The organism is Inquilinus sp. KBS0705, from assembly GCA_005938025.2.
In the GTDB taxonomy this organism is placed as follows: domain Bacteria; phylum Bacteroidota; class Bacteroidia; order Sphingobacteriales; family Sphingobacteriaceae; genus Mucilaginibacter.
Genome location: VCCI02000001.1, coordinates 1,629,118 through 1,646,555 on the forward strand (window position 1 = coordinate 1,629,118; position 17,438 = coordinate 1,646,555).

Consider the following 17,438-nt stretch of genomic DNA (forward strand, 5'->3'; position numbering starts at 1 on the left):
ACCCTTAAATGCTAATTAGCTGAGCTTTTTGACATTTAAATGCATTGTTTACAGCAAATATTTTGCCCGTTTTATAAGATGGAATTCGCAATGGGCTTTTTAAAAGATTTAGGTTAAATTTGCAGCACTACAATGAAAGCATTTTACGGCGATTTACGATTAGGAATTTTAGGCGGCGGCCAGTTGGGCCGTATGCTTATACAACAGGCAATTAATTATAATGTTACCGTTAAGGTACTTGACCCCGACCGCGAGGCGCCCTGCCGCCGCCTTTGCAACGAATTTGTTGTGGGGAGTTTAAGCGATTACGAGACTGTTTACAACTTTGGTAAAAAGGTAGACCTGCTTACCATTGAAATAGAAAAGGTAAATGTGGATGCACTGGAGCAGCTTGAAAAAGAAGGTGTGGTGGTTTACCCGCAATCGCGCATAATAAGGCTGATACAGGATAAAGGCCTGCAAAAACAGTTTTTTAAAGAGAATGAGATACCTACTGCCGAGTTTCAGGTGATATCATCCGCACAGCAGTTAAAAGAGAGCCATATACCGTTCCCCTACATACAAAAACTTCGCCGCGACGGCTATGATGGCAAAGGTGTGTACAAGGTATTAGATGAAAGCTATTTAAAAAATGCCTTTACCGAACCCAGCCTGATTGAGCGGATGATAGATTTTGAAAAAGAGATTGGTGTAATAGTAGCCCGTAACGAAAACGGCGAGGTAAAAACCTTCCCGCTGGTTGAGATGGAGTTTAACCCCGAAGCCAATTTGGTTGAGTTTTTAATATCGCCATCTACCCTACCCTTTGAGATACAACAGGAAGCTGAAAGCATAGCCAAAAAAATAGCAGAAACTTTAAATATAGTAGGCTTGTTAGCCGTAGAGCTATTTTTAGATAAAAGCGGTAAGATACTGGTAAACGAACTTGCCCCGCGCCCGCATAACAGCGGCCACCAAAGTATTGAGGGTAACGTTGTATCGCAATTTGAGCAGCATTTAAGGGCCATATTTAACCAACCACTGGGCGACACTACCTGCCGAAGCAATGCCATAATGGTAAACGTTTTAGGCGAAGCCGGCTATGAGGGCCCCGCCATTTACCAGGGGATAGAAAAAATATTAAAATGTGATGGGGTGTATGTACACCTTTACGGCAAGGCCCTAACCAAGCCCTTCCGTAAAATGGGCCATGTAACCATTGTAGATAACGACAGGGAAAAAGCGATTGAGAAGGCAAGATATGTGCAGGAGACGCTTAGGGTGATAGCGTAAGTGATGGCTGAACTTAAGCTTTATAAATCGCGTTGGAAGGCTATTAAATTGCTCTTTTTGGCATCACCATTTATCGCATTTGGTTTATATGAAATACTCTATGAACATGGTGGAACCAACCCGATTATGGCTTGGTTAGCTGTATGCTTTTTTGGTTTAGCAATTCCCATCAGCTTATTTATGCTACTAGATCAACGACCGGAAATTATAATCGATGAAAGAGGACTTTTCAGTCGATCCTCTTACGGTTTGTTTGAAAAAAAGCCAAACAGAGGATTTGTTGAATGGCAGGAGATTAAAGATACATATATTGTAAAGCAGCCTGTCGGTTGGAGATTTACCACCGGAACCCATAAATATATCTGTATAAAACTCACAGAGACTGCTAAAAAGACTAACAACAAATATTCAAAGCAAAATGCTGTTTCAAAGTTCTATAATTTAGGTGATTTTTGCATACCATTACTTACTCTTAACGTTAACGAAAACAATTTGAATGACTTTATCAAAGCAATGCTAGCTAGCGATTTGTCAAAAAAAATAAACTTGATACAAAATACAAAACTATGAACCAACCCCAACCAAAGATCGCCATTATAATGGGCAGCAAGTCGGATTTAAACATTATGCAGGATGCTGCGGATGTTTTGAAAGAACTGGGCGTTGATTACGAGATCACCGTTGTATCGGCCCACCGCACTCCCGACAGGATGTTTACTTACGCCCGTGCCGCTGCCGGCCGTGGCATAAAGGTAATTATTGCTGGTGCCGGTGGCGCAGCGCATTTACCGGGTATGGTGGCCTCGTTAACGCATTTGCCCGTTATTGGCGTCCCTGTTAAATCAAGCAATTCTATTGATGGCTGGGATTCTATCCTATCTATATTACAAATGCCTAACGGCATACCTGTAGCAACCGTTGCCCTAAATGCCGCAAAAAACGCGGGTATTTTAGCCGCTCAAATACTGTCAACAGCTGATGAGGCATTAGTAGCTAATTTGATCGCGTTTAAAGAAAAGCTAAAACAAGTGGTTGAGCAATCGGCTAAGGATATGGAGTCTTAATCCCAGGGCAAATCTAAAATCGTAAGTCTACAATCGTAAATCAATTTAACATCGGGTTTTCGGGGAAGTTGGCAATGTGGGCATACCGCTGGCCAAGGTTTATCACTGCCTCTTTCCACAAATTGTGCTCGTTGTTGCTAAATACGGTATCTATATCAAACTTATTGGCTACTATCCAGGCGTCTTCGCGCAATTCGTCGTCTAACTGGCCCGGTGTCCAGCCGCTGTAGCCGGTAAAAAATTTAATTTCATCCTCTTTCAACTGGTAGTTGGTTATCAGTTCCTTTATCTGCTCAAAATTTCCGCCCCAGTAAATGCCATCCCAAATTTCTATACCGTCGGCAATTTTTTCGGGGCAGCGGTGTATATAGTGCAGGGTATTGGGTGCAACCGGCCCCCCTTCGTAAACCGGAATTTCGGAATAAGATACATCAGGTAAAATATCACCCAGTAAATATTCGGTTTGATGGTTGAGTATAAAACCCATAGCACCTGCCTCAGAATACTCTGTTAGCAGTATTACCGACCTTTTAAAATTAGGATCGGGCATAAATGGTTCTGATATAAGCAAGCGCCCCGCGGCAGCCGAAATTTGACTTAACATACAGTTGTAATTTACTTAAATAACGCCAAATGTAAAAATATGTTCATTATCACTTAAAATGAAGCTTGTAACAATATATACGGTATAATAAATTTGTAAGTTTGCGTTGATGGACCAGAAAGATATTGAAAATTTACGACAGGACTACACCGCAGCCTCGCTTAGCGAAACCGATGTAGATGCCAACCCTATACGCCAGTTTGATAAATGGTTCAACGAAGCCATTAATTACAAGGTGCACGAGCCTAACGCCATGACCCTGGCAACGGCAACACACGATGGCAGGCCATCGGCCAGGATAGTGCTGCTAAAGGGCTTTAGCGACGATGGCTTTAAGTTTTACACCAACTATTTAAGCCGCAAAGGTAAAGAGATAAGCAAGAACCCATTAGGCGCCCTTATTTTTTACTGGGGCGATATGGAACGCCAGATACGTATTGAAGGCACCATTGATAAATTGGATAAAGATTATTCGGAGAAGTATTTCCACTCGCGCCCTAAGCTTAGCCAGATAGGTGCCATGGCATCGCCGCAAAGCCAGGAAATACCCGGCCGCGAAGCCTTAGAACAACGTATGGCTGCATTAGAGTTAGAGTATGCAGATACGGATGTTCCTAAACCATCTTTTTGGGGTGGCTATGTGTTGCGCCCACGCATGATAGAATTTTGGCAGGGACGCGGCAGCCGCCTGCACGATAGGATAGTTTATAAGAAAACCGATAATAAAAACTGGAAAATTGTACGCCTGGCGCCATGAGTTTTGACGATATTAAATTATTGCTTACGGATAAATTTGGCGAGGCTGTTGTGCTGGGCGAAGAACGCACCGGCATGCAACCTGCCCTACTCATCGCTCCGGATAGGATAGCCGATGTGTGCCTGGAACTACGCAATAACCCCAAAACATATTTCGATTTTTTATCGTGCCTAACCGGTATGGATTATGGTGTGGATGATGGCCGCTTCGGCGTAGTTTATCACTTGGCATCTATACCTTACCATTTACAGCTAACATTAAAAGTAAGCAGGCTGAATGACCGCAATGAGGATAATTTACCTTCGTTCCCCAGTGTTTCGGGTGTTTACCGCACGGCTGATTGGCACGAGCGCGAAGCTTATGACCTGGTAGGGATATTTTTTGAAGGCCACCCCGATCTACGCAGAATTTTATTGCCTGATGATTGGGAAGGATACCCATTACGTAAAGATTACCAGGCTGCAGAATATTATAAAGGAATAAAAATTGATTAAGATATAATCATGAAGCGTCATTGCTTAGTACCTCGCAATGACGGAAAGAAAAATAGATTGGAAACAACTTCTAAATACAACGAAGCCTTACAAAGTTATCACAAAAAGATAGCCGAAGCATCTGTGGAAGATATGGTGCTGAACATGGGTCCGCAGCACCCATCAACGCATGGTGTTTTGCGGCTGGAGTTGATAACCGATGGCGAGATAGTAAAAGAGGTTATCCCCCATGTTGGTTACCTTCATCGCTGTTTTGAAAAACATGCCGAATCGCTTACTTATCAGCAAACCATCCCCTTTACCGATAGGTTAGACTACCTGGCATCAATGAACAACAGCCACGCCTGGGTAATGGGCGTCGAAAAAATGCTGGGTATTGATAAGGATATCCCAAAACGTGTAGAGTATATACGCGTATTGGTTTGCGAACTTAACCGTATCGCATCGCACCTGATAGCTATTGGCACTTACGGTATTGATATAGGCGCCTTTACCCCTTTTTTGTGGTGTTTTAGAGATCGCGAACATGTAATGGGTATGTTGGAATGGGCCTCAGGCTCGCGCATGCTATATAATTATATATGGGTGGGCGGTTTGTTTTACGATTTGCCGGTTGGTTTTGAAGAACGCTGTCGCGAGTTTGTAGAATACTTTAAACCAAAAATGGTTGAGCTTAACCAATTGCTTACCGATAACCAGATATTTATCAATCGTACGGCTAATGTAGGCGTATTGCCATTAGATGTAGCCATTAACTGCGGCTGCAGCGGCCCGGTGCTGCGTGGTTCGGGCTTAAAGTACGATTTGCGACGTATTGATAACTATTCGGTTTACCCAGAACTTGAATTTGATGTACCGATAGGTACAGGCGCTATGGGCACCACCGGCGATTGCTGGGACCGTTATAAGGTTAGGGTTGATGAGATTGACCAATCGTTAAGAATGGTTGAGCAATGCCTTGACCGCCTGCAAAAAGAGTTAAAACGTACCCCTGATTTTGACCCGCGTGCCAAACTGCCGCGCAAAATAACCCCCAAGGCGCAAGATTACTATGCCCGCTGCGAAGGCGCCAAAGGCGAGCTAGGCTTTTACTTTGTAGCCGATGGCCGTACCGAAGTACCCTTTCGTGCTAAAGCACGGGGGCCAAGCTTTAATAACCTGTCTGTACTGCCCGAAATATCTAAAGGCGTTATGATAGCCGACCTAATAGCAATAATTGGCTCTATCGACTTTGTGTTGGGCGAGGTGGATAGATAGTTAAACCCTATAACAAAAAAAGAGACGCAATTACTTGCGTCTCTTTTCATTATAAAGTAATTGTGATTTTACTGATTATATACTTTTACCATAAACACGTAATTGCTAAGCTTTTTAATTTGCTGCGTACGGCTTAAGTTGGCAAGGGTGTTTTTACTATTGATGCTTAACGTTTTGGTTAAAGAATCGGTAGGGATATTTTCAATAGCTTTTAGCAGGTAGTTTGATTTTACAGCAAAGGCCGCGCTTGATGCCTGGGTTTGTTTACCGCTTATAATACCAATAATATTACCCTTAGCATCTAACAAAGGGCCGCCGCTATTGCCCGGGTTAACCGGTACAGACACCTCGTATTCGGTAGTATCGTTATGGAAACCAATTGACGAAGTAAGCGCGCCGGGGCCAAATTTGATCACGTCGCCGGGATAGCCTAAAGTGTAAACATCTTCACCAAGGTCGCCTTTAGTTTTCCTGAAACTGTATGGTACCGGGCCAAGGTTTTTAAATTCAGGGTCGTTAATTTGCAGGATAGCTACATCATACTCCGGCTCGGTGTAAATTACTTTGGTGTGGAATGATTCGCCATCGCTGTTTTGTACGTACACCGAATCTGCACCATTAACCACATGCAAGTTGGTAACAATATAGCCGTTACCGGTAAGGGCAAAGCCTGTCCCCCTAAATTTCGCAGTAATTACAGGGCCGGTAGTTTTAGTTGACTTAATTTTATTGCCAAGTTCGTCTTGTTTTTTACCGATATTGGCAACTTCCTGCTTTAACTGCTGGTAGCGCGGGTCGCGGTTACTCAGGTCGCCGGTAAAATAAAGCGTAAGTAAAGTGGCAAATATAGCTATAGATGCCGCCACCGATATTTTTGAGTGATGATTACGCCACAATTGTACCACCCATGATGGATGCACCATCAGGTTGTCTTTTAATGTGTGTACATCAATTTCGTCATGTATCTCGTTTAGCCTTGTTTCAAGCGATAAGCGTTCGCCGTATTGCTTTAACAGGCCTGTAAAATGTTTGTGCTCGGTTATTTTAGCATCAATAGTAGCATCCTTTTTACGCAATGCTTCAAATTGCTCGCGCTCACCGGCGGTCATTTCACCATCCAGGTAACGCTCTATTGTTTCTAAAAATTCGTCTCTCATATAAATACCCTTCCTAATTTACTGCTGAAAAAATAGTTTTTTCAGCCTTTGCAAACATTTGTATTTCTGCGTCTTTGCGTTATCAGCATTGGTATAGCCAAACCGCTCGCATATATCCTGCATAGATTTGCTGTGCATATAAAAATCTTCCATAATAGTTTTACAGGGTTCGCCTAATAATTTAAGCGCGTCTGCCATTTTGTTTAGCTGTATATCCCTGTCATGATGTGCTTCTACTTCATCCTCAACAAGTAAAAACTCCTGAAAATCCTTTATATCGCCCCCGTAGCGGTTCATTTGCTTAAGCCTTTTTAGCCACAAACGCCTGCAAACCGAGTATATATAGGTTTTAAGTTTACTGCTTAACTCAAAATCGCCCCGTTTTATCTTATTATAAAGAACTATAATCGCTTCCTGATAAATATCTTTTGCTTCATCCTCGTCGCCGTTGTTGTTAATAACCAACTGCAATACCATTGGGAAATAAGCCAGATATAACTTCTTTAAAACACTGTCAGAGTTGTTAAGTATCCCAATGATCACTTCACTATCTGCCGGTATTTCCACGTTTAACTGATTATTCACTACTTAATACTTTTTATACCGAATTGTAACCCAATAATATAAATTATTTTTTTGCCCCAATAAGCATGCTTACCAAATGTAGGTTAACAGCCTATTATGAGGGCTGCAATATCGTGCAATTAATTGAGAGATTACAGCGGCATTGATTTTGTTAATAGTGTTATTAATACTTTAATATTTCAACCATGAAAAACTTATTTAAAACATTAATTATAGGGGCGGCAATCACCGTGTCGTTTGCTGCGTGCTCAGGTCACGGTTCAAATGCGGCTCCTGATAGCGCGAAAGACGAATCTGCAACACCAAACTCGTCAAAGTTAGACACTACAGCCGGGGTAGCTGGCGCAAATGGCTCGGCAATGCCTGCAGATAGCGGACCCGACCATTCAGGCTCGGGTGGTACGGCTAGTACTAAAAGACCGCCGCGTTAAAAAAAGCCCCGTAACCGGGGCTTTTTTTATGAATTACACTTAAACAGGCCGTTTTAAATAAAAAAAAGATAATATTTTATTTAAAAATATATAAAAACCTCAATTAAACTTATCATATTAGTAGCCAATTGGTTATATATCTATTATCGTGTAGCTGATCAAGCAAAAAACAGGTTAAAATTTAACATCAAGAAAGTTTTTTAAAAACACATGGGTTACCTTTTAACGATATACGTATTAACAACAAAGAGAAATAAATCAATCACAAATTAATAAAACACAAAAACATGAAAAATTCATTCAAAGTTGCTTTTTTAGCTTTAGCTATCGCGGTTTCTGCTGCTGCTTGTAAAGGTTCTGGTTCTGGTGCTGCTGCTGATTCAGCTGCTGCAGATTCAACTCAAAAAGATACTACTGTTGTAGTTGATACTGCTAAGAAAGATACTACTGCTGTAGTTGACACAACTAAAAAAGACACAGTTAAAAAATAATTTAACCTAACCGGTTAATTTTAAAGATTACATCGTTAATTTTTTAAGTTTTTTAATTTTAAAGGGTAACCTGAATTTTTTTAAAAAAATTGGGTTACCTTTTTTTGTTTTTGGTATTAATACCTGAAAACTATTAAATCACTTAAAAAAAACACAAATGAAAAATTCTTTCAAAATTGCTTTTTTAGCATTAGCTATCGCAGTTTCTGCTGCTGCTTGTAAAGGTTCTGGTTCTGGTTCAGCTACTGATTCAGCTGCTGCTGATTCAGCAAAGATGGATACATCTGCAAAGATGGATACCGCTGCTAAAATGGACACAGCTAAAATGGATACAGCTAAAATGGACACCGCTAAAAAAATGTAATCTTACTTTTTTTAAAAAAGGCCCCTGGTTTACCGGGGGCTTTTTTTTTGCTTAAAAATCGCTATAAAAACATTTTCACATCTGTTTGTTTATTGCTGAAACTAATACAATGAAATACGCCGACTGGAATAACCTAAATGAAGATGAAAAGAAAAACCTGCATTGGAGGCATCATCCGCGTATACGAATAGCTACTATATTCTCGGTACTGTTTGCCATAGCTTTTGCGGTTATTATGCTGCGGGTGCTTCAAAACCGAAGGATACATGTAAACCGCAAGCCAAACGCAAAAGAGGCTTTTGCTATCGCAAAGGCATTTGTAAAAGATAAGGTGAGACAACCAGGGTCGGCTGCGTTTCCAAAAAACAATTTTCGATCAATTATTGATACTGCCAACAACTCCTACAATATTTCGTCTACTGTAAATCAGCAGGATAGCAGCGGTAAGTTTGTTAAAACTCCCTGGCAGGTTAAACTTGCCTACACCGGTGGCGACTGGGCCGATAAAAGCAGTTGGAAATTAGTTAATATAAGCCTGGAAAAACAAAGCAAATAAAAAAAGATCGTTTGGTTTAAAACGATCTTCAATTTTTTATACGGATGTTGCCATTATTGCCTCCCTCTGAAAGCAGAAATAAGCCATATAATAAGTAGTATTACTACAATTACTGAAATGATGCCGACAGCGGCCCCGGCTTTAAATATGCCACCAATAACAGAACATCCGCTAAGGGCTACAACAGCCATTACTAATACTAATAAATTTAATTTTTTCATCGGTTAGATTATAATATTTACGATAAAAAAATAAATGCAATAATTATACCCTTTTTTAGAGCAGTAAATTAGTATCAGATTCTTCGGTTTCTATGTTTCTGTTTGGCAAAAATTGTACAGCAATTAATACAATCAACATCGGAAGCAAACTTAGTGGTATAAGTTCTTCTAAAATTAAGATGAGCTTCATTAGGGGTAATTTTTAATGTAACAGTTTATAATTGTTTAAATTTCTTTACCTGCTCAAATGGAAATTTACTCATGGGGGATGGTGCAATTTATATAAGGTTTTAATAAAAAAAAATAATGTTGATAACTATTTTTAATTAAAAAAATAAGCTATCGATTAAGGTTTTATTGCCATCATAAAAAAACTTATTTAGCCTGCTAAATAAAAATGATATGTATTTTGTGCGGCGTTATGACAAACCCTGACCTGCTGCTTTCTTTAAACCATGTAAACGTTAAATTTTTAAATAAGTTATTGTTCGATAATTTATTTTTTGCCGTAAATAATGGCCAAAACTGGGCTATAACAGGTAAAAGCGGCTCGGGTAAAACTGTTTTGCTACAAGTAATTGCCGGTAATGTGGCTGTAAGCGGCGGTAGTATCACCTACAATTTTAACCACCACAGCATTCAAAATTTTCACCAGTATATCGCCATTGCAGGTGCCCGGCATCACTTCAAAAATCTATCAAACACATCCGATCTTTATTATCAGCAGCGTTATAACTCGTCCGACTCGGAAGACGCGCTTACCGTTAGTGAATATTTACAGGTTGTAAAGATCAATGAGCATACCACCCCCTACTGGACATTTGACAAAGTTATAACCGCACTTAACTTAATGCGCTTAGCAGATAAGGCTATCATTAAACTATCAAACGGAGAGACTAAGCGCCTGATGATAGCCGCAGCTTTGCTAAAAAACCCGGTTTTATTACTGCTCGATAATCCGCTTACCGGGCTCGATGTTCAAAACCGTGCTTATTTTAACCTATTACTAAACGAAGTAAAGGCTTCAGGCATACATATTATTATAGCCACATCTTCAGCTCACGAACTACCCGAAGTAATAAGCCATGTGGCTATACTGGATGATGGCGCCATAAGCCAAACATTAACTAAAAAAGAGTTTGAAGCCATTGCACCTACTACTGAAAATAAAGCAACTGTAGATATTACCGCCCTTAAACAACTTTTTAATACCAGCCAACAGCACACCTACCGGCATATAGTAAACATGACCAACGTCCATATTAAATATGGCGATAAGGTTGTTTTAAATGAAGTAAACTGGCAGGTAAATCCTGGTGAGCGCTGGGCTTTGCTGGGGCCAAACGGGGCGGGAAAATCTACCCTGCTGAGTTTAATTAACGGCGATAACCCGCAGGCTTATGCTAATGATATTGTTTTATTTGATAAAAAGCGCGGTACCGGCGAAAGCATTTGGGATATTAAAAGCAAAATCGGCTTTGTATCGCCCGAGCTTTATCAGTATTTCCCTACTGATAATAGTTGCCTGCAAGTTATAGAAAGCGGGTTTTATGATACGCTGGGCCTTTTTAGGCCAAGCAGCAAGGCTAAAGCCGACCTTGCCCTTAGCTGGATGAAAGCCCTGGAAATTGACCAATATGCCCGCCTTTTGTTAAAAAATATCCCCGCCAGTGCCCAGCGATTATGTTTACTGGCAAGAGCATTGATAAAAAATCCGGCTTTACTCATATTCGACGAACCCTGCCAGGGGCTTGACGACCACCAGCAACAGCATTTTAAAAGCGTTGTAGATGCTATATGCAGTATTAGCAATGTAACGCTTATTTATGTTACCCATTACCAGCACGAGATACCGGATAGCGTAGATAAGGTTTTAAAGTTGGATAAGGGAATGGTAGTGGGTCGTTAGCAGTAGGCGGTTTGCAGTTAGCATATTGGGCAATAAGGGATCTTTGTCAACCCAACAACACCTTTTACCTTTCGCCTTTCAGCTTTCAACCGCAACTACGTATATTTGTGTATGAATACAGCCGATCTGTTACAGCGTGCCTTAGCTTTTGATTTTTTGAGCATTGAAGAAGGTGTTTACCTGTACAACAATGCCTCAACTGCCGACCTGATGTATGTGGCTAACGAGCTACGTAAAATACAGGTACCGCATGGCAAAGTAACCTGGCAGATAGACCGGAATGTAAACACAACCAACGTTTGCATAGCCAACTGTAAATTCTGTAACTTCTTCCGTCGCCCGGGGCACGAGGATAGTTACATTACCGATATTGAAACATATAAGCGAAAAATTGAAGAGACCTTTAAATATGGCGGCGACCAGCTTTTATTACAGGGCGGCCACCACCCCGATCTGGGCCTTCAATTTTATACCGACCTTTTCCGCGAGTTAAAACAGCTGTATCCAAAACTAAAATTACATTCTTTAGGCCCACCAGAGATAGCCCACGTTGCAAAGCTGGAAAATATGAGCCATTACGATGTACTTAGAGCGATGAAAGAATCCGGCCTCGACTCATTGCCCGGTGCCGGTGCCGAAATATTAAACGACCGTGTGCGCCGCCTGATATCAAAGGGTAAGTGCGGCGGTAAAGAGTGGTTAGATGTAATGCGTGCGGCACATCAGCTAAACCTGCCTACATCAGCTACTATGATGTTTGGCCATATCGAAACCATTGAAGAGCGCTTTGAGCACCTGGTTTGGATACGCGAGGTGCAATCAGAAAAACCCGAAGGGCACCACGGCTTTGTTGCCTTTATACCATGGCCTTTCCAGGACGATGGCACACTATTGCGCAAAGTACGCGGCATTACCAATAATGTTACCGGCGACGAATACATCCGCATGATTGCCCTTAGCCGTATTATGCTGCCAAATATTAAAAACATACAGGCATCATGGTTAACCGTGGGCAAGCAGGTTGCACAGCTATGCCTGCACGCCGGCGCTAACGATTTTGGGTCGATAATGATAGAAGAGAACGTAGTATCTGCCGCAGGTGCACCACACCGCTTTACCGCAAAGGGTATACAGGATTCTATTAAAGAAGCGGGTTTTGAACCACAGCTACGCACCCAAAAATACGATTGGCGCGATATACCGGCCGAAATTGAAGAACAGGTGATAGACTATTAGGCCCAACCTATAAGACCAAGCGTCATTGTAAGTACGGGTGCAGAAAAATTATATATTTGCAACACATGAACAATGTTGAGCAATATATAGAGGCACTTATTTTTGCATCTGAACAGGGCATTCGTACAGAAGAAATTATTTACTGCCTGCAGGCCGCTTTTGAACACGACTATACAGCCGAAGATATAGATAAGCATGTACAAACCATCCGCAATAAGTACCAGGACGATAGCTTTGCCATTGAGGTAGTAAAACTTAATAACGCTTACCAGTTTCTAACAAAAAAAGACTATCACCAGGTTATAAGCCTGCTGCAACTACAGCGCTCCAAGAAAAAGTTAAGCCAGGCCGCGTTAGAAACCCTGGCTATAATTGCCTATAAACAACCTGTAACCAAAACAGATGTTGAGCAAATACGCGGCGTAAATTGCGACTACTCTATACAAAAACTATTAGAAAAGGAACTAATTGCCATCACAGGCAAGTCGGAAACGGTGGGTAAGCCTATACTTTATGGCACCAGCAGCCTTTTTATGGACTATTTTGGCATTAATGATATAACAGAACTACCACAGCTTAAAGAAATTACAGACAACAGCAGCAGCATTGGCGAGCAATCAGAATAAATTTAAAAGATATTTTTATTGAAAATGATTTTAATTATTTTTACTGATAAATAATGCTGATTATAGCAGTACGAAAAAAGCTAACAGACAAAACAATTAGGTTAACAGATTATAAGTTTTAACGAATAATAAATTTATTAAAATGGCAGCTCCCAAAAAACCTTTAAATACATCTACCAAAAAAGCCAGTGACGAGGAAGATGACGACTTTGATGATGACCCAAAGCCGGGTAAGAATGTAGCGGATGACGATGATGACTTTGATGAAGATATTCCATTGGATGATGACCTGGCCGGGTTCGATTCTTTCGACCCTTATGATGACGAAGACGACGATTAATCATACTATAAAAATATATTCGAAGCATTCAGTCGGCAGGCTGGATGCTTTTTTTATAAACGGCAATTTCAGCACTATTGGATGATCATTACTGAAGTTAAAAGCAAAGCAGATAAAAAAGCATTTTTGGATGTAGCGCGCCTGTTATACAAGGGCGATGCTAACTGGGTATGCCCTTTAGATACCGATATAGAAGCGGTGTTTGATCCTGTTAAGAACAATTTTCATCAGCATGGTAAAGCTACCCGGTGGATATTAACAGACGATAGCGGACAGCTAATAGGCCGTATAGCCGCTTTTATAAACGATAACAAGGCCTACAACTACGAGCAACCTACCGGCGGCTCTGGCTTTTTTGAGTGCATTAATAATAAAGTTGCCGCGTTTTTACTGTTTGATACCGCGCAGGCCTGGTTAAAGGGCTTGGGTATGCAGGCTATGGATGGCCCCATAAACTTTGGCGAGAACGATAACTTTTGGGGTTTATTGGTAGAGGGTTTTACGCCGCCATCCTATGGCATGAATTATAACCCACCCTACTATCATGATTTTTTTGAGGCCTATGGATTTGAGACCCAATACGAGCAAATAACCAATCACCTGGATGTGCACAAACCCTTTTCGGAGCGGTTTACAAAAATTGCTAACTGGGTAATGAACAAGCCTGGGTACACCTTTGAGCATTTTAAAACAGCGCAAATAGAAAAATTCGCGGCTGATTTTATTGAGATATATAACGATGGCTGGCAAGATTTTGAAAATTTTGTGCCCATAACCCATGCTACAATTTTAGAAAGTTTCGAAAAAATGAAAGCCATAATGGACGAAAAGCTGATATGGTTTGCCTATGTAGATAACGAGCCGGCATCCTTTATAGTAATATTACCTGATGCCAACCAAATGATAAAACCATTAAACGGCAAACTTAACTTATGGGGTAAACTAACGTTTGTTTATCGCCGCTGGAGGGGGGTATCGCGTATGAGGGCTGTTGTTATGGGTACCAAACAAAAGTATCAAAAACACGGGCTAGAATCGTGCCTGTTTATAAAATTAAAGGAATATGTACTGCCACTTAAACAATACGATGAGCTTGAATTATCGTGGGTGGGCGATTTTAATGAGAAAATGCTCGCCATACACGCAGCGGTGGGCGCTACATTTGGCAAAAGGCATCTTACAATGAGGTATAAATTTAAATAAGCCCGAAAAAAATTCCGGGCTTATTTAGTATTATGCTGTAATAACTTTTTTGTGTCTTAGCTCTTCAAAAAGCTCGATAACTTTTTTCTGCAGATCGATAACTTCTGTTTCGCGATCCATCAACTTTTTGTTAACGTTCTCTAACTCACTTGCAATTTTTTGATCTTGCTCAGTTTCGTTAAAGGTTAGTAGCTGCACTACCGACATTTCAAACAATACGGCTATCTGTTCTAATCGAGACAAATTGATATCAGTGATTCCCGTTTCAATTTTAGAAAAAGCAGGTATAGAAATGTCTAACCTTTTAGCTACTTCCTCCTGGCTCCAGCCCTTTTGGTGACGTAGTAACCGGATCTTTTTTCCGAGTGTCTTCATATATGTGTGTTAATTAGGATAAGGTTTCTCAATAGTTAATAAAGTTACAACTTTTTTAAACAACAAACTAATAATCAATAAAATTATAACAATTTTTCTTTTAATCCGATCAGGTTAATACCGCCAAAGTTGCCCGAACTCATCATTAATAAGTTACTATTACTAATATCTAATCTTTCCAGATGCTGTAATAAAGCGTCCGGATCATTAAAAAACAGCAGATCGTCCTTTGCAAACGCGCTTTTTACTGCTTCAATTGCATAGGGTGTTATCTTTTTTTGTTCAAATGTTTTGCGGTCAATAAATACAATCGCTTTATCGGCGCCGTCCATTGTGCCGGCATATTCATTTAAAAAATCTTTATTCAAGCTGCTAAAAGTATGCAATTCTATGCAAGCTATTAGCTTTCGCTGCGGAAACTGCGCCTTAACCGCCTGTATAGTAGCCGTTAATTTAGATGGCGAATGCGCAAAATCTTTAAAAATTGTCGCATTATCATTCTTTCCAACCAGCTCCAGCCTGCGTGCTGCTCCCTTAAAGGTACTAATATATTCATAAAAATCGGCCTTGCTTATAGCTAAAGCTTCGCAAACCAAACGCGCGGCTTCCATGTTAAGCAAATTATGCTGGCCAAAAACCTGTAAGGCGTAACTTTTACCGTCGGCAATTATGCTGGTTACTCCGTTTTGTATCGTAAATTGGGGTAAGCCATAAGGCAGCTTTTGGCCATCAATGGTTACACCCGATACCATTTTATTTAAAACGTCGTCGGTTTCGCTGTAAATTAGCTTACCACCCGGTTGTATGGTTTGGCCAAAAATCTTAAACTGATCTATGTAATTATCAAATGTGGGGAATACGTTGATATGATCCCAGGCGATGCCGCTTATAACACCAATATCGGCTTTGTAAATATGAAACTTTGGCCGCCTGTCAATCGGCGACGCAAGGTATTCGTCGCCCTCAATAATAATAACCGGGGCATCATGGCTAAGCCCTACCATGGTTTCAAAGCCTTCTAATTGGGCGCCTACCAGGTAATCAAACTTTTTACCGGCATGCTGCAATACATGCAGTATCATACTGGTAATGGTAGTTTTACCATGGCTGCCGCCTATTACCACACGCTTTTTATCTTTTGATTGTTCGTAAATATAATCGGGGTACGAGTATATTTTAATGCCTAACTCCTGTGCCTTAAGCAGCTCGGGGTTATCAATACGGGCATGCATACCTAATATAACGGCATCCAGCCCGGCATTTATCTTTTCGGGGTACCATCCCTCCTGCTCAGGCAAAATGCCATACTTAGCCAGGCGGCTTACAGATGGTTCAAACAATACATCGTCTGACCCGGTAACATCAAATCCTTTTTTATGAAGAGCTATGGCCAGGTTGTGCATAGCACTACCGCCAATAGCTATAAAATGTACTCTCATGTATTATAACAGGGGCATATAAACACAGCAAATTAACATAAAAAGCCCTGTTTTGCCAATAGTTAATTAAAATAACCTATAGCATGTATTTTATTTTAAAAGTAATACCGGCACAGTGGAGCTTTTGGCTATTTGCTGCGAAATACTGTTATGTAAAATAGATTGTAAAAAACTATAGTTATGTGGCAAAGCAATGACCATTTGTGCCTTATGGTAGGTAGCAAAATCGAGTATGCCGCTAATAATATTCGCGTCATTTACATAGTAATACCTTGGCTTAAAATGCTTAAGCATGCCATGCAGCGCGGTTTTTTCGGCTAACAGTTCCGGGTCCCACCCGGCATGTTTACCTGTGGTATCAATATTTACTACTAATAGTTTTATGGCTTGTTTACCTAATAGTTTGTGCAGGGCATCTAAAGGCACATTTTCTTTCACCTTTTTAAAATCGCAGGCTATTACTGCTTCATCAACTGGCTGGTACTTATAATTTGGCGGCACTACTATAACCGGTGTCGGGCTGGCTTTTGATATCCGGATAACGTGGCTGCCTATGCCTTGGTTGTTCTCGCGCAAGGTGCTATTGCCTATGGTGCCTAATATCACCAGGTCTGCATTATCTTCGTTTACTGTATCTACTACTGCACGCAATAAATGGGATCGCCTTAAGCTTATCCGTATCTCTACCCCTTCGCGCACCTTATCCTTCAGCTTATCTCTTAGCTTTTCTAAATGGTTTATCCGCTCTGCCGCGTTATCTTCTATCTGGTCTTCGGTAAGCATTACCATGTTAGGGTCGGGCAGCATGGTTTCGTACACCGATGTAAAATAAGCGTTCATCAAAATAATGGTTTCTACATTGGTTTGATGGCTCAATTGCGCGGCATAATCGGCGGCGTTAAAACCTGCGTCCGAGAAATCAACGGGTACAAGATATGTTTTCATACAGGAAGGGTTTAAATAACCTGACCATATTGGTATAAAGGTTAATACACCGCAAATTTAAACAGGAATGAGCGGTGCATTGTCAACAGTACTTCATATTTACAATACATGA

Annotated in this window: 22 protein-coding genes; 15 read left to right on the forward strand and 7 right to left on the reverse strand. The window is 40.8% G+C overall.

Annotation, left to right across the window (positions count from 1 at the left end):
• The first annotated feature begins 132 nt into the window (after nucleotides 1-132).
• From FFF34_007130 to purE, 3 genes are read left to right on the forward strand one after another with little or no spacing between them, the layout of a single operon-like run.
• Nucleotides 133-1,272, forward strand: a complete 1,140-nt coding sequence (locus FFF34_007130; protein ID TSD67161.1) for a 5-(carboxyamino)imidazole ribonucleotide synthase — start codon at nucleotides 133-135, stop codon at nucleotides 1,270-1,272.
• A 3-nt stretch (nucleotides 1,273-1,275) separates the two neighbouring features.
• Complete coding sequence (locus tag FFF34_007135) at nucleotides 1,276-1,842, forward strand: hypothetical protein (GenBank protein TSD67162.1); 567 nt, start codon at nucleotides 1,276-1,278, stop codon at nucleotides 1,840-1,842.
• On the forward strand, nucleotides 1,839-2,336 hold the full coding sequence (gene purE / locus FFF34_007140) for a 5-(carboxyamino)imidazole ribonucleotide mutase (GenBank protein ID TSD67163.1): 498 nt from the start codon (nucleotides 1,839-1,841) through the stop codon (nucleotides 2,334-2,336). The genes FFF34_007135 and purE overlap by 4 nt, the downstream gene beginning before the upstream one ends.
• Before the next feature lie 40 nt (nucleotides 2,337-2,376).
• Here purE and FFF34_007145 read toward each other — a convergent pair whose 3' ends face one another.
• A complete protein-coding gene (locus tag FFF34_007145) occupies nucleotides 2,377-2,940 on the reverse strand; it encodes a YqgE/AlgH family protein (protein TSD67164.1) in 564 nt (187 codons plus the stop codon).
• Nucleotides 2,941-3,049: 109 nt separating this feature from the next.
• Between FFF34_007145 and pdxH the strand changes: the two genes are divergently transcribed.
• The 3 genes from pdxH to FFF34_007160 are packed head-to-tail and all read left to right on the forward strand — an operon-like array spanning nucleotide 3,050 to nucleotide 5,448.
• Complete coding sequence (pdxH, locus tag FFF34_007150; protein TSD67165.1) at nucleotides 3,050-3,697, forward strand: pyridoxamine 5'-phosphate oxidase; 648 nt, start codon at nucleotides 3,050-3,052, stop codon at nucleotides 3,695-3,697.
• Entirely contained in the window at nucleotides 3,694-4,191 is a 498-nt protein-coding gene (locus FFF34_007155) for an NADH-quinone oxidoreductase subunit C (protein TSD67166.1), read from the forward strand. Before pdxH ends, FFF34_007155 begins: the two co-directional genes overlap by 4 nt.
• Nucleotides 4,192-4,200: 9 nt before the next feature.
• Entirely contained in the window at nucleotides 4,201-5,448 is a 1,248-nt protein-coding gene (locus FFF34_007160) for an NADH-quinone oxidoreductase subunit D (GenBank protein ID TSD67167.1), read from the forward strand.
• A 68-nt stretch (nucleotides 5,449-5,516) separates the two neighbouring features.
• On the opposite strand, the gene FFF34_007165 is transcribed toward FFF34_007160, so the two are convergent.
• Both FFF34_007165 and FFF34_007170 read right to left on the reverse strand, forming a co-directional pair.
• On the reverse strand, nucleotides 5,517-6,605 hold the full coding sequence (locus tag FFF34_007165) for a trypsin-like peptidase domain-containing protein (protein ID TSD67168.1): 1,089 nt from the start codon (nucleotides 6,603-6,605) through the stop codon (nucleotides 5,517-5,519).
• A gap of 18 nt (nucleotides 6,606-6,623) precedes the next feature.
• The gene (locus tag FFF34_007170; GenBank protein TSD67169.1) at nucleotides 6,624-7,190 is read right to left on the reverse strand and encodes a sigma-70 family RNA polymerase sigma factor; all 567 of its coding nucleotides are present in this window, start codon (nucleotides 7,188-7,190) and stop codon (nucleotides 6,624-6,626) included.
• 185 nt (nucleotides 7,191-7,375) lie between these two features.
• Between FFF34_007170 and FFF34_007175 the strand changes: the two genes are divergently transcribed.
• From FFF34_007175 to FFF34_007190, 4 genes are all read left to right on the forward strand, one after another.
• A complete protein-coding gene (locus FFF34_007175; protein ID TSD67170.1) occupies nucleotides 7,376-7,621 on the forward strand; it encodes a hypothetical protein in 246 nt (81 codons plus the stop codon).
• Nucleotides 7,622-7,908: 287 nt separating this feature from the next.
• The gene (locus FFF34_007180) at nucleotides 7,909-8,112 is read left to right on the forward strand and encodes a hypothetical protein (GenBank protein ID TSD67171.1); all 204 of its coding nucleotides are present in this window, start codon (nucleotides 7,909-7,911) and stop codon (nucleotides 8,110-8,112) included.
• Between the two features lie 157 nt (nucleotides 8,113-8,269).
• A complete protein-coding gene (locus tag FFF34_007185; GenBank protein TSD67172.1) occupies nucleotides 8,270-8,476 on the forward strand; it encodes a hypothetical protein in 207 nt (68 codons plus the stop codon).
• A gap of 109 nt (nucleotides 8,477-8,585) precedes the next feature.
• Nucleotides 8,586-9,032, forward strand: a complete 447-nt coding sequence (locus tag FFF34_007190) for a hypothetical protein (protein TSD67173.1) — start codon at nucleotides 8,586-8,588, stop codon at nucleotides 9,030-9,032.
• A 53-nt stretch (nucleotides 9,033-9,085) separates the two neighbouring features.
• On the opposite strand, the gene FFF34_007195 is transcribed toward FFF34_007190, so the two are convergent.
• The gene (locus FFF34_007195; protein ID TSD67174.1) at nucleotides 9,086-9,253 is read right to left on the reverse strand and encodes a phosphatidate cytidylyltransferase; all 168 of its coding nucleotides are present in this window, start codon (nucleotides 9,251-9,253) and stop codon (nucleotides 9,086-9,088) included.
• 421 nt (nucleotides 9,254-9,674) lie between these two features.
• On the opposite strand from FFF34_007195, the gene FFF34_007200 reads away from it, so the two are divergent.
• The 5 genes from FFF34_007200 to FFF34_007220 all read left to right on the forward strand — a co-directional run bounded on the left by FFF34_007200 (nucleotide 9,675) and on the right by FFF34_007220 (nucleotide 14,567).
• Nucleotides 9,675-11,162 (forward strand): ATP-binding cassette domain-containing protein, encoded by a 1,488-nt coding sequence (locus FFF34_007200; GenBank protein TSD67175.1) that lies wholly within the window; start codon nucleotides 9,675-9,677, stop codon nucleotides 11,160-11,162.
• Nucleotides 11,163-11,273: 111 nt separating this feature from the next.
• Nucleotides 11,274-12,398 carry a dehypoxanthine futalosine cyclase gene (mqnC, locus tag FFF34_007205; GenBank protein ID TSD67176.1) on the forward strand — a complete coding sequence of 375 codons (1,125 nt, stop codon included), beginning with the start codon at nucleotides 11,274-11,276 and terminating at the stop codon, nucleotides 12,396-12,398.
• A gap of 65 nt (nucleotides 12,399-12,463) precedes the next feature.
• A complete protein-coding gene (scpB, locus tag FFF34_007210) occupies nucleotides 12,464-13,024 on the forward strand; it encodes an SMC-Scp complex subunit ScpB (protein ID TSD67177.1) in 561 nt (186 codons plus the stop codon).
• A gap of 142 nt (nucleotides 13,025-13,166) precedes the next feature.
• On the forward strand, nucleotides 13,167-13,364 hold the full coding sequence (locus tag FFF34_007215; GenBank protein ID TSD67178.1) for a hypothetical protein: 198 nt from the start codon (nucleotides 13,167-13,169) through the stop codon (nucleotides 13,362-13,364).
• A gap of 81 nt (nucleotides 13,365-13,445) precedes the next feature.
• Nucleotides 13,446-14,567 carry a GNAT family N-acetyltransferase gene (locus FFF34_007220; protein TSD67179.1) on the forward strand — a complete coding sequence of 374 codons (1,122 nt, stop codon included), beginning with the start codon at nucleotides 13,446-13,448 and terminating at the stop codon, nucleotides 14,565-14,567.
• A gap of 30 nt (nucleotides 14,568-14,597) precedes the next feature.
• Here FFF34_007220 and FFF34_007225 read toward each other — a convergent pair whose 3' ends face one another.
• From FFF34_007225 to FFF34_007235, 3 genes are all read right to left on the reverse strand, one after another.
• Nucleotides 14,598-14,942: a helix-turn-helix transcriptional regulator gene (locus tag FFF34_007225; protein TSD67180.1), complete on the reverse strand. Its 345-nt coding sequence runs from the start codon at nucleotides 14,940-14,942 to the stop codon at nucleotides 14,598-14,600.
• Nucleotides 14,943-15,025: 83 nt separating this feature from the next.
• Nucleotides 15,026-16,381 (reverse strand): peptidoglycan synthetase, encoded by a 1,356-nt coding sequence (locus FFF34_007230; GenBank protein TSD67181.1) that lies wholly within the window; start codon nucleotides 16,379-16,381, stop codon nucleotides 15,026-15,028.
• A 90-nt stretch (nucleotides 16,382-16,471) separates the two neighbouring features.
• Nucleotides 16,472-17,326 (reverse strand): universal stress protein, encoded by an 855-nt coding sequence (locus tag FFF34_007235; GenBank protein TSD67182.1) that lies wholly within the window; start codon nucleotides 17,324-17,326, stop codon nucleotides 16,472-16,474.
• Nucleotides 17,327-17,438: the final 112 nt, after the last annotated feature.

Excerpts from the sequence above, each read along its gene's own strand:
- FFF34_007160 (TSD67167.1), top strand. The coding sequence starts at position 4,201 with ATGAAGCGTCATTGCTTAGTACCTCGCAATGACGGAAAGAAAAATAGA.
- FFF34_007175 (TSD67170.1), top strand. The coding sequence starts at position 7,376 with ATGAAAAACTTATTTAAAACATTAATTATAGGGGCGGCAATCACCGTG.
- FFF34_007225 (TSD67180.1), bottom strand. The coding sequence starts at position 14,942 with ATGAAGACACTCGGAAAAAAGATCCGGTTACTACGTCACCAAAAGGGC.
- scpB (TSD67177.1), top strand. The coding sequence starts at position 12,464 with ATGAACAATGTTGAGCAATATATAGAGGCACTTATTTTTGCATCTGAA.
- FFF34_007145 (TSD67164.1), bottom strand. The coding sequence starts at position 2,940 with ATGTTAAGTCAAATTTCGGCTGCCGCGGGGCGCTTGCTTATATCAGAA.
- FFF34_007135 (TSD67162.1), top strand. The coding sequence starts at position 1,276 with ATGGCTGAACTTAAGCTTTATAAATCGCGTTGGAAGGCTATTAAATTG.
- FFF34_007165 (TSD67168.1), bottom strand. The coding sequence starts at position 6,605 with ATGAGAGACGAATTTTTAGAAACAATAGAGCGTTACCTGGATGGTGAA.
- FFF34_007220 (TSD67179.1), top strand. The coding sequence starts at position 13,446 with ATGATCATTACTGAAGTTAAAAGCAAAGCAGATAAAAAAGCATTTTTG.
- FFF34_007155 (TSD67166.1), top strand. The coding sequence starts at position 3,694 with ATGAGTTTTGACGATATTAAATTATTGCTTACGGATAAATTTGGCGAG.
- FFF34_007230 (TSD67181.1), bottom strand. The coding sequence starts at position 16,381 with ATGAGAGTACATTTTATAGCTATTGGCGGTAGTGCTATGCACAACCTG.
- FFF34_007235 (TSD67182.1), bottom strand. The coding sequence starts at position 17,326 with ATGAAAACATATCTTGTACCCGTTGATTTCTCGGACGCAGGTTTTAAC.
- pdxH (TSD67165.1), top strand. The coding sequence starts at position 3,050 with ATGGACCAGAAAGATATTGAAAATTTACGACAGGACTACACCGCAGCC.
- FFF34_007215 (TSD67178.1), top strand. The coding sequence starts at position 13,167 with ATGGCAGCTCCCAAAAAACCTTTAAATACATCTACCAAAAAAGCCAGT.
- FFF34_007180 (TSD67171.1), top strand. The coding sequence starts at position 7,909 with ATGAAAAATTCATTCAAAGTTGCTTTTTTAGCTTTAGCTATCGCGGTT.
- FFF34_007185 (TSD67172.1), top strand. The coding sequence starts at position 8,270 with ATGAAAAATTCTTTCAAAATTGCTTTTTTAGCATTAGCTATCGCAGTT.
- purE (TSD67163.1), top strand. The coding sequence starts at position 1,839 with ATGAACCAACCCCAACCAAAGATCGCCATTATAATGGGCAGCAAGTCG.
- mqnC (TSD67176.1), top strand. The coding sequence starts at position 11,274 with ATGAATACAGCCGATCTGTTACAGCGTGCCTTAGCTTTTGATTTTTTG.
- FFF34_007130 (TSD67161.1), top strand. The coding sequence starts at position 133 with ATGAAAGCATTTTACGGCGATTTACGATTAGGAATTTTAGGCGGCGGC.
- FFF34_007190 (TSD67173.1), top strand. The coding sequence starts at position 8,586 with ATGAAATACGCCGACTGGAATAACCTAAATGAAGATGAAAAGAAAAAC.
- FFF34_007200 (TSD67175.1), top strand. The coding sequence starts at position 9,675 with ATGACAAACCCTGACCTGCTGCTTTCTTTAAACCATGTAAACGTTAAA.
- FFF34_007195 (TSD67174.1), bottom strand. The coding sequence starts at position 9,253 with ATGAAAAAATTAAATTTATTAGTATTAGTAATGGCTGTTGTAGCCCTT.